The 9,792-nt window shown below is 67.7% G+C and carries 9 protein-coding genes; all 9 read left to right on the forward strand.

Going from position 1 to position 9,792, the window contains the following annotated elements; translation table 11 throughout:
• The coding region (gap, locus tag VGT00_13105) for a type I glyceraldehyde-3-phosphate dehydrogenase (protein HEV8532351.1) at positions 1-912 on the forward strand (912 nt) is incomplete at its 5' end.
• 1 nt (position 913) lies between these two features.
• Positions 914-2,101 carry a phosphoglycerate kinase gene (locus VGT00_13110; protein ID HEV8532352.1) on the forward strand — a complete coding sequence of 396 codons (1,188 nt, stop codon included), beginning with the start codon at positions 914-916 and terminating at the stop codon, positions 2,099-2,101.
• Positions 2,101-2,880 carry a triose-phosphate isomerase gene (tpiA, locus tag VGT00_13115; GenBank protein ID HEV8532353.1) on the forward strand — a complete coding sequence of 260 codons (780 nt, stop codon included), beginning with the start codon at positions 2,101-2,103 and terminating at the stop codon, positions 2,878-2,880. Before VGT00_13110 ends, tpiA begins: the two co-directional genes overlap by 1 nt.
• 7 nt (positions 2,881-2,887) lie before the next feature.
• Positions 2,888-3,211 carry a preprotein translocase subunit SecG gene (gene secG, locus VGT00_13120; GenBank protein HEV8532354.1) on the forward strand — a complete coding sequence of 108 codons (324 nt, stop codon included), beginning with the start codon at positions 2,888-2,890 and terminating at the stop codon, positions 3,209-3,211.
• Positions 3,211-4,869 (forward strand): peptide-binding protein, encoded by a 1,659-nt coding sequence (locus VGT00_13125; GenBank protein ID HEV8532355.1) that lies wholly within the window; start codon positions 3,211-3,213, stop codon positions 4,867-4,869. Before secG ends, VGT00_13125 begins: the two co-directional genes overlap by 1 nt.
• Positions 4,870-5,862, forward strand: a complete 993-nt coding sequence (locus tag VGT00_13130) for an ABC transporter permease (GenBank protein ID HEV8532356.1) — start codon at positions 4,870-4,872, stop codon at positions 5,860-5,862.
• Between the two features lies 1 nt (position 5,863).
• Complete coding sequence (locus VGT00_13135) at positions 5,864-6,760, forward strand: ABC transporter permease (GenBank protein HEV8532357.1); 897 nt, start codon at positions 5,864-5,866, stop codon at positions 6,758-6,760.
• Between the two features lie 261 nt (positions 6,761-7,021).
• Positions 7,022-8,623: an alpha-glucan family phosphorylase gene (gene glgP / locus VGT00_13140; protein ID HEV8532358.1), complete on the forward strand. Its 1,602-nt coding sequence runs from the start codon at positions 7,022-7,024 to the stop codon at positions 8,621-8,623.
• Positions 8,624-8,725: 102 nt separating this feature from the next.
• Positions 8,726-9,544, forward strand: a complete 819-nt coding sequence (locus VGT00_13145; protein ID HEV8532359.1) for a mechanosensitive ion channel family protein — start codon at positions 8,726-8,728, stop codon at positions 9,542-9,544.
• Positions 9,545-9,792: the final 248 nt, after the last annotated feature.

Here is a 9,792-nt window from a genome sequence, read left to right on the forward strand (position 1 = left end):
GTCAACGATCTGGCGGACGCGAAGACCCTGGCCCACCTTCTGAAGCACGATTCCGTACACGGCACGCTCCGCGCGGAGGTCACGGCCAAGGGCGAGGCGATCTTCGTGGACGGAAGAGAGATCCGCGTCTGCGCACTCAAGGACCCGGCAACGCTGCCGTGGCGCGACCTCGGCGTCGACGTCGTCGTCGAATCCACCGGCGTCTTCCGCGACACCGCCACGGCCTCCAAGCACCTGCAGGCCGGCGCCAAGAAGGTGATCATCACCGCGCCCGCGAAGGATCCTGACGCCACGATCGTGCTCGGCGTGAACGAGCAGACGTACGAGCCGACACGGCACCGGATCATCTCCAACGCGTCGTGTACCACCAACTGTCTCGCGACGACCGCCAAGGTGCTCGACGACGGGTTCGGGATCAAGCGCGGCTTCGCGTCGACGGTCCACTCCTACACGAACGACCAGAACGTCCACGACTTCCCGGACAGGGACCTCCGCCGGGCGCGCGCCGCCGCGGTCAGCATGATCCCGACGACGACCGGCGCGGCCACGGCGGTCGGGCTGGTGCTGCCGAAGCTCAAGGGAAAGCTCGACGGCATCGCGATCCGCGTGCCGACGATCAACGTATCGGTGGTGGACCTGGTCGCCGAGCTCGAGCGCCCGGCCTCGGTCGCCGCGGTGAACGACGCCTTCCGTGAGGCGGCGTCGGGGAGGCTCCGCGGCATTCTGGACGTGTGCGACGAGGAGCTCGTCTCGTCCGACTTCAACGGAAACCCGCACTCCTCCATCATCGACCTCCCGTCGACGGCGGCGATCGAGGGGACCCTCGTCAAGGTGCTCGCCTGGTACGACAACGAGTGGGGCTACTCGAATCGCGTGAAAGATCTCATCCGGTACATGTCGAAGTCGCTCTAGCTTGGCGAAGCTCACCGTCGATCGCGTGGAGCTCGCGGGAAAGCGCGTGTTCCTCCGCGTGGACTTCAACGTCCCGCTGGAGGATGGGCGCGTCGGCGAAGACACGCGCATACGCGCCGCCCTCCCCACCATCGAGCTCTGTCTCAAGGCGGGCGCCGCCGTCTTGCTCGCCTCGCACCTCGGGCGCCCCAAGGGCGCGCCAGACCCCCGCTATTCGCTCCGTCCGGTCGCCACCAAGCTCGAGGAGCTGCTCGGCCGCCCGGTTCCCCTCTTGCCCGACTGTGTCGGCCCCGAGGTGGAGGCGGCGGCGGCCGCCCTCAAGCCGGGCGAGGCCGTTCTCATCGAGAACCTGCGCTTCCATGCCGAGGAGGAGGCCAATGATCCTGCCTTCGCACGCCGGCTCGCCTCGCTGGCCGACGTCTACGTGAATGACGCCTTTGCCGCCGCCCACCGGGCCCACGCCTCCACGGAGGGGATCGCCCGCATCCTGCATCCCGCGGCGGCGGGGCTTCTCATGGCGCGCGAGCTCGAGGCCCTCGGGCGGATCTTCGAGAGCCCCGAGCGTCCCGTGATGACGGTGCTGGGCGGGGCCAAGGTCTCCGACAAGCTCGGCCTCGTCGAGCATCTGCTCGCGCGGGTGGACGCCGTCTTGATCGGCGGCGGCATGGCCTATACCTTCCTCGCCGCGCTCGGGCACAACGTCGGGCGCTCGCTCCTCGAGCCCGACCGCATCGAAGCGGCGCGGGCCATCCTCGGTCGCGCCCGCGCGCTCGGCGTCCGCGTGCGATTGCCGGTGGACCTCGTGGTGGCCCGGGGGCCCGACAGCGTGGAGGGCATCCGCGTCGTGAGCGTGCGGGACATGCCCGGCGACCTCATGGGGCTCGATATCGGCCCCGCCACCGTCGCACAGTTCACGGCGCTCCTGGCCTCCGCCAAGACCATCGTGTGGAACGGGCCTCTGGGCGTCTTCGAGAAGGCGCCCTTCTCCGCGGGCACTCTCGGCATCGCTCGCGCCGTGGCCGCCTCCGCCGCGTTCTCGGTCATGGGCGGCGGCGACACCGTGGCCGCCGTTCATCAGGCGGGGATGGCGGAGAAAATCGGGTACATCTCGACCGGGGGTGGCGCCTTTCTCGAGTTCCTCGAGGGGCGCACCCTGCCCGGCGTGGCGGCTCTCGACGAGGCGGCCTGATGCGAACTCCGCTCGTCGTCGGCAACTGGAAGATGCACGGGGGGATCACCCAAGCGCGGGAGCTCGCCCTGGCCGTGCGCGATGGGCTCAAGCGGCCGCGCGGGGTGGAAGTCGTGGTCTGTCCGCCCTTCACGGCGCTGCCCGCGGTGGCCGAAGCCCTCGCGGGCTCGCCCATCGGCTGGGGAGCCCAGAACGCCCACTGGGAGGACAAGGGCGCTTTCACGGGTGAGATCTCCCCCGTGATGCTCGCCGAGCTCGGCTGCCGCCTCGTCATCCTCGGCCACTCGGAACGGCGCCATCTCTTCCGCGAGACCGACGAGGAGGTCAATGGCAAGGTGGCGGCGGCGCTCCGGCACGGACTCACGCCGTTGCTCTGCGTGGGCGAGACGGCGGAAGAGCGGCGGCAGGGCCTGACCTTCACCGTGGTCGAGGGCCAGCTCCGGGCGGGCCTCGGCGGCCTTGGGGCGGGCCAGATCGAGCGATGTCTTCTCGCCTACGAGCCCGTGTGGGCCATCGGGACGGGGGTCAACGCCACACCCGCTCAGGCCGCTGAAGTGCACGGGTACCTGCGCGGCCTCGTCTCCGAGCTCGCCTCCAAGGAGGTCGCGCAGTCGCTCCGGATCCTTTACGGCGGGAGCGTGAAGGCGGACAATGCCGCCGCGCTCACCCAGGAGCCCGATATCGATGGCGCCCTCGTGGGGGGCGCCTCCCTGCAGGCGGCGGGCTTCATCACCATCGCCAGGAAGTCGGCCGCCAGGGGCGGCCCAGCAAAGGAGTGACCGGGGCATGTTCACCTTCATCGTCATCATCCACGTCATCGTGAGCCTGATCATCATCGGCCTCGTGCTGCTCCAGGCCGGCAAGGGGGCCGACATCGGCTCCGCCTTCGGGGGCAGCGGCAGCCAGGCCGTCTTCGGCTCGATGGGCACGCCGACGGTTCTGGGCAAGATCACCTCGGCCGTGGCCATCGTCTTCATGGTCACGTCGTTTTCCCTGGCCGTGCTGGCGCACAAGAAGGCGAGCACGATCATGCCGGCCTCGGCGCCCGCGCGCTCCGACTCGGCGCCCGTGCCGGCTCCCGCTCCCGTGCCCGCGCCGGAGAAGAAGTGATGCGCGCCTCCCGCGTCTCCGCCCTGCTGGCCCTTGCCACCCTCGTGGCCTTGGGCGGCAGCTGCGTCCGGGATGGTGAAGTCGCCGCTCAGGACACCGCGGGTGCCCACGAGAAGGCCGCCCACGGCGACACCTTCGTCAACGCCTCCATCGGCGACATCACGGGCCTCATCCCCAGCATCACGTCGGACAGCGCGTCGCACACCGTGGGCAGCCTCATCTATGACGGGCTCGTCCAGCTCGACAAGGACCTCAACTGGGCGCCCTCCATCGCGGAATCGTGGCAGTTCAGCAAGGACTGCCTGACCTTGACCTTCAAGCTACGGAAGAACGTGAAGTGGCACGACGGCCGCCCCTTCACGGCCGATGATGTCGTGTTCACTTACAAGGCGATGGTGAACCCCAAGACGCCCACGGCCTACCGAGACGATTTCGAGCCCGTGAAGGATGTCCAGGTCCTCGACCCCTACACGGCACGCGTCACCTACACGCGGCCTTTCGCCAAGGCGCTGGGGAGCTGGGGACATGCCATGCTGCCCAAGCACCTGCTCGAAAAGTACGTGGAAGAGGGCAAGCTCCGCGAAGCGCCCCAGAACTTGAACCCCGTGGGCACCGGGCCGTACCGATTCCATGAGTGGAAGAGCGGCGAGAAAGTGGTGCTGGTCGCCAACAAGGACTATTACATCGAGAGGCGGCCGTATATCGGCCGCATCGTCTACCGCATCATCCCGAGTCAGGCGACCATCTTCCTGGAGCTCAAGGCCAAGGGCGTGGACATGGCCGAGCTCACGGCCATCCAGTACGAGCGCCAGACGGACTACCCGGCCTTCAAGAAGGACTACAACAAGTATCACTACGCGGCCAATCGCTATACCTACCTCGGGTTCAACCTGCAGGATCCGCGATTTGCGGACAAGCGCGTCCGGCACGCTTTCGCGCACGCCATCAACAAGGCGGAGCTCATCGAGGGCGTGGTCATGGGACTGGGGCGCGAGGCGACGGGGCCGTATCGCCCCGGCACCTGGGTCTATACCGACAAGGTCAAGCGCTACGAGTTCAGCCCGACCAAGGCGAAGGCGCTCCTGGCCGCCGCGGGATGGACCGATCGGAGCGGCGACGGCATCCTGCGCAACAAGGACGGGCAGCCGTTCAGCTTCACCATCCGGACCAACCAGGGCAACGAGGAGCGCAAGAAGGTCGCCGAGATCATCCAGCAACGGCTCAAGGAGATCGGCGTGCAGACCGATATCCAGACCATCGAGTGGGCCGCCCTCCTGAAGGAATACATCAAGCAGAAGCGCTTCGACGCCATCGTGCTCGGGTGGGGAACGGGCGTCGATCCCGACCAGTACGGGGTGTGGCACTCCTCGCAGAATGGTCCCGACCAGCTCAACTCCTTCTCCTACGCCAACCCCGAGGTGGATGCGCTCCTCGAGAAGGGCCGGGCCACCTGTCACCAGCAGGAGCGCGTGGCCACCTATCACCGGATCCAGCAGATCCTGGCCGAGGACCAGCCGTATGTCTTCCTCTACTTCAGGGAGACGCTGCCCGTCGTCTCCTCTCGCGTGCGGGGCATCAAGGTCGAGGCGGCCGGTATCGACTACAACTTCATCGACTGGTACGTGCCAAAGTCATTGCAACGGTACGCCTCGCCCTAGATGGCCCTTTTCGCGCTCCGCCGGCTGGTGCTGGCGATCCCGCTCCTCATCGGGATCACCTTCATCTCCTTTCTGGTCATCCAGCTGGCGCCGGGCGGGCCCTTCGACTACCTCCGCAGCGAGGAGACGGGGCAGGACCCCAAGCTCATCCAGAGACTGAACGAGGAATTCGGTCTCGACAAGCCCCTGCCCGTCCAGTACGCGCGCTGGCTGAGCCGGATCGCGCGCCTGGACTTCGGCCGCTCCTTCCAGCCCGACAACCGGCCCGTCCTGCACAAGATCGGCGAGCGGCTGCCCATCACGCTCTTCCTGAACATCCTGCAGCTCCTCATCATCTTTTTTCTCGCCATTCCCATCGGGGTCGCCTCGGCCACGCGGCAATACTCGCTCTTCGACAAGGTCACCACGGTCTTCGTCTTCATCGGCTTCGCCACGCCCGACTTCTGGCTGGCCCTGCTCCTCATGATCCTCTTCGGGGTGAATCTGGACTGGCTGCCCATCTCGGGGCTGCGCTCGCTCAACTACGAGTACTTCACCTTCTGGCGTCAGCAGTGGGATTTCGTCAGTCATCTGATTCTGCCCGTCGCCGTGGCGGCCTTCGGCGGGCTGGCCGGTCTGTCGCGCTACATGCGCCAGAGCATGCTCGAGGTCATCCGTCAGGACTATGTGCAGACGGCGCGGGCCAAGGGCCTGGCCGAGCCGGTGGTGATCGGCAAGCACGCGCTCCGCAACGCCCTCCTGCCCGTGGTGACCATTCTCGGGCTCTCCCTGCCCGGCCTCATCGGCGGCAGCATCATCATCGAGAGCATCTTCGCCATCCCGGGCATGGGCCAGCTCATGGTCCAATCGGTGTTCTCGCGCGATTACCCGGTCATCATGGGCAACCTCGTCATCGTGGCGACCCTGACCCTGCTCGCCAACCTCTTCGCCGACCTGGCGTATGGGATCGTGGATCCACGCATTCGCTTCTCCGCGCGGCGGCGGCGTCGCTAGCGTGCCCGCCCCGGCTCGCTCGCGGCGCGGCGAGCTTCGCCTCTTCTGGCGGACCTTCTCGCGAAACCAGCTCGCGTGCGGCGGCGGCGTCGTGGTGGGGCTCCTCATCGCCATCGCGGTGTTCGCCCCCGCCCTCGCGCCCTGGGACCCCAACAAGCCCGACATGAAGAAGATCCTGTCCAGGCCCTCGGTGAAGCACTGGCTGGGCACCGACCAGATCGGGCGTGATGTCCTCTCGCGGCTGCTGCACGGCTCGCGCATCTCGCTGGCCGTGGGATTCGTCTCCGTCAGCATCGCCACCCTCATCGGCATCTTGCTCGGGGCCGCCGCCGGCTATCATGGCGGCGTCGTGGACGCCGTGATCATGCGGCTGGTGGATCTCATGCTGGTCTTCCCGCGCTTTTTCCTGCTCCTGGCCGTGCTGGCCTTTCTCAAACCCTCGATCTGGACCATCATGGCCGTGATCGGCCTGACCGGGTGGATGGGGGTGACGCGGCTCGTGCGCGCCGAGTTCCTCGCGCTGCGCGAGCGTGAGTTCGTCGTCTGGTCCGAGGCCATCGGGGCAGGAGCGTTGCGGGTGATCTTCCGGCACATCCTGCCCAATGCCATGGCGCCGGTGCTCGTGGCCATGACGCTCGGCATTCCCGCGGCCATCCTGACCGAGTCCGGGTTGTCCTTTCTTGGCCTGGGAGTCCAGCCGCCCTATGCGACGTGGGGCAATATCCTCAATGACGGCAAGGATCTGATCACCTACGCCTGGTGGCTGACCCTCTACCCCGGCCTGGCCATTCTCATCACGGTTCTCTCCTACAATCTCGTGGGCGAGGGTATCCGGGACGCCCTCGATCCACGGCTTCGCCAGTCTGGAGTCGGACGCATCATTCGCCTCGGCCGGTGACCTCTTGGCCGCTGGCTGTGGGTCAGTTTGTGCACAGGCCGGCAGCCCGAGGCGTACGTGGGTGTTCAAGCTGAGGGGCGCAGCCACGAGGCGAGGGCTGAATAGAACGCACGTTGAGGGTTGCCGGCCCGTTCGCAACGTGGCAGTTCGAGCTGAGCGGCTCGGCCGCGAGGCGAGGGCTGAGTGGATCTGGCGAAGTAAATTGCCCCAGTGCCGCCCGGGCCTCGCGGAGCCACGGTTCTTGCCGTATGCTCTCGTGGAATGACCGCCTCCGCTCTTCCGCTCGTCGCCTACTTCTCGATGGAGTTCGGGCTTCACGAGGAGTTCCCGTCCTATGCGGGCGGCCTGGGCATCCTCGCGGGCGACTTCATGAAGTCCGCCGGCGATCTCGGCGTCCCCGTGGTCGGCATCGGGCTGCGCTGGGCGCAGGGCTACACGGTGCAGCGCGTTGGCCCCGACGGCTACCCGTACGATCTCTGGCGCGACTACCCGACGGACACCCTCGCCGACACCGGCGCGCGCGTGCGCGTGCGGGTGGCCGTGCGCGAGGTCGAGTGCCGCGTGTGGCGCGTGGCCCGCTACGCCATCGCCCCCCTCTTCCTCCTCGAGCCCATCGACGAGCGGGATCGATGGATCACGCGCCGCCTCTACGACCCGGCGCGCGACTGTCGAATCGCCCAGGAGATGCTGCTCGGCATCGGCGGGGTCCGCGCCCTTCGCTCGCTCCATCTGGACGTCGACCTCTACCACTTCAACGAGGGGCACGCCGTCTTCGCGGGCGTCGAGCTCATCGCCGACCGGATGGAGGCGGGGGCTGATTTCCCCACGGCCTGGCGGGAGGTGCGCGAGAGGATCGTCTTCACCACGCACACGCCCGTCCCGGCGGGCAACGAGGTCCACGCCATCGAGGACCTCCGGCGACTGGGGGCCGGCTGCGAGCTGGTGGCCGCCGAGCTCCGCGAGATCGGCGGTGATCCCTTCAACATGACGGTGGCGGGCCTGCGGCTGGCCTGCCGGGCCAATGCGGTGGCCCAGCTCCATGGCGAGACCGCCCGCGCCATGTGGGCGCACGTCGCCGATGCCGCGCCGATCCTGGCCATCACCAATGGCGTCCATCGCGGCACCTGGCAGGACGCGCGGATCGCCGCCGCCATGGAGCACGGAGACGACGCGCTCCGCGAGGCGCGGCGCGCCGTGAAGGACGAGCTCCTGGCCGAGGTGGCGGCACGCACCGGCGTGAAGCTCGACCGCGAGGCGCTCACCATCGGCTTCGCGCGGCGAGCGGCCACCTACAAGCGGCCTGACCTCGTGCTGCGCGACCCCATCCGGCTGGCTCCCCTCCTCAAGAACCGGCGCGTCCAGCTGATCTTCTCGGGCAAGGCGCACCCCGCCGACCAGGCGGGCAAGTCCCTCATCGCGCTTCTCGTCGAGACCATCCGCCAGTGGCCGGAGTCCATCGTGTACCTCGAGAACTACGACATGGCCCTGGGGCGCCTGCTCACGCGCGGCTGTGACGTGTGGCTGAACACTCCCCGCCGGCCCATGGAGGCGAGCGGGACCTCGGGAATGAAGGCGGCCATGAACGGCACCCTCAACCTCTCCATCCTCGACGGATGGTGGCCGGAGGGCTGCCAGCACGGGGTCACGGGCTGGGCCATCGGGGATGCTAGGGAAGGGACCGGGGAGGACGCGCGCGACCTGCGCGCCCTCTACGACACCCTGGAAGGCGAGGTGCTGCCGGCCTGGGCCGACCCGTCCCGCTGGACCCGGATGATGCGCGCCTCCATCGCCATGGGCGTCGAGCGCTTTTCCTCCGACCGCATGGTGCGCGAGTATTTCGACCGGCTCTATGCCGCGCCCTAGGATACTCGGAGCGGAACACGAATCGCGTATGGTGATTTCAACGGGCTGCCGCACGTTTCTCCGACAGGCCCCTAGACGGCGTCACTCGACAAGGAGACAGCCATGAACGCCCTGAACGTCAAAGAACTTACCGTCGAGCTTTTGCTCCGCTACGGCTTCCAGGTCCTGGGCGCCCTCGCCATCCTGGCCGTGGGAGTCGTCGCCGCCAAGTGGCTTGGCGGCCTCGCCGACCAGCGCTTTCAGAAGCAGCACATGGAGCCGCCCATGCGGCACCTCTTCGTGCGCGTCATCAAGATCCTCATCGTCGTCATGGCCGGCGTGGTCGCCCTCGACAAGTTCGGTTTCTCCATCGCCCCCCTGGTGGCGGGCATCGGCGTGGCCGGTCTCGGCGTGGGCTTCGCCATGCAGGGCGTGCTCGGCAACCTCATGGCGGGCCTGACCATCATCTTCACCAAGCCCTTCCGCGTGGGCGAGTACATCGAGATAGGCGAGGAGAGGGGTGACGTCTCCATGATCACGCTGTCCTCGACGATCCTCACCCACCCCGATCATTCGCGCGTCATCATTCCCAACCGGAAGATCGTCGGCGAGATCTTGCACAACTTCGGGACGATGAGACAGCTTCATCTGGCCGTCCACGTCCCCCACCACACCGATCTCAACCAGGCCCTCGAGGCCTGCCGGCAGATCGTCGATGCCAATATCCGGGTCCTCAAGGACCCGACCCCGAGTCTCGGGATCGGCGCAGTGGAGGCGGGCGGGATCAAGCTCACCGTGGAGCCCTGGGTACGCGTGATAGACGTGGTGCCGGCGGAAGCCGAGATCTACCAGGGCCTCGTCGAGGCCTTCCGGGCGCGACGCATCGGCGTGCCCGTCAGCGCGCACGAGGTCAGGCTTCTCGAAGCCGCCGTCTCGCGCTAGGCGGAGGCGGGGCGAGGCCGCCCCCTCACCCTACCCTCTCCCCGATGGGGGAGAGGGATGAAAAGCGGAATCTCCTGTCCCTTAGCCCAGGCTAGACAGGATCTCTCCTCGCTCACTCCACGATTCTGCGCGTCACCGACCGCGTGGCGCCAAAGGTCGGGATGAAGGCCGAGTGCTTGCCCGCGCCGCCCGCCACGATGACCATGATGTCCCGCCAGTCGCGGGCGATTCGCAGCAACGCATCGGAA

Source organism: Candidatus Methylomirabilota bacterium (genome assembly GCA_036002485.1).
Classification (GTDB): Bacteria; Methylomirabilota; Methylomirabilia; order Rokubacteriales; family CSP1-6; genus AR37.

What these genes read in the sequence shown, in the direction of transcription:
- tpiA (HEV8532353.1), top strand. Translation starts at nt 2,101, where the DNA reads ATGCGAACTCCGCTCGTCGTCGGCAACTGGAAGATGCACGGGGGGATC.
- secG (HEV8532354.1), top strand. Translation starts at nt 2,888, where the DNA reads ATGTTCACCTTCATCGTCATCATCCACGTCATCGTGAGCCTGATCATC.
- VGT00_13125 (HEV8532355.1), top strand. Translation starts at nt 3,211, where the DNA reads ATGCGCGCCTCCCGCGTCTCCGCCCTGCTGGCCCTTGCCACCCTCGTG.
- VGT00_13130 (HEV8532356.1), top strand. Translation starts at nt 4,870, where the DNA reads ATGGCCCTTTTCGCGCTCCGCCGGCTGGTGCTGGCGATCCCGCTCCTC.
- glgP (HEV8532358.1), top strand. Translation starts at nt 7,022, where the DNA reads ATGACCGCCTCCGCTCTTCCGCTCGTCGCCTACTTCTCGATGGAGTTC.
- VGT00_13145 (HEV8532359.1), top strand. Translation starts at nt 8,726, where the DNA reads ATGAACGCCCTGAACGTCAAAGAACTTACCGTCGAGCTTTTGCTCCGC.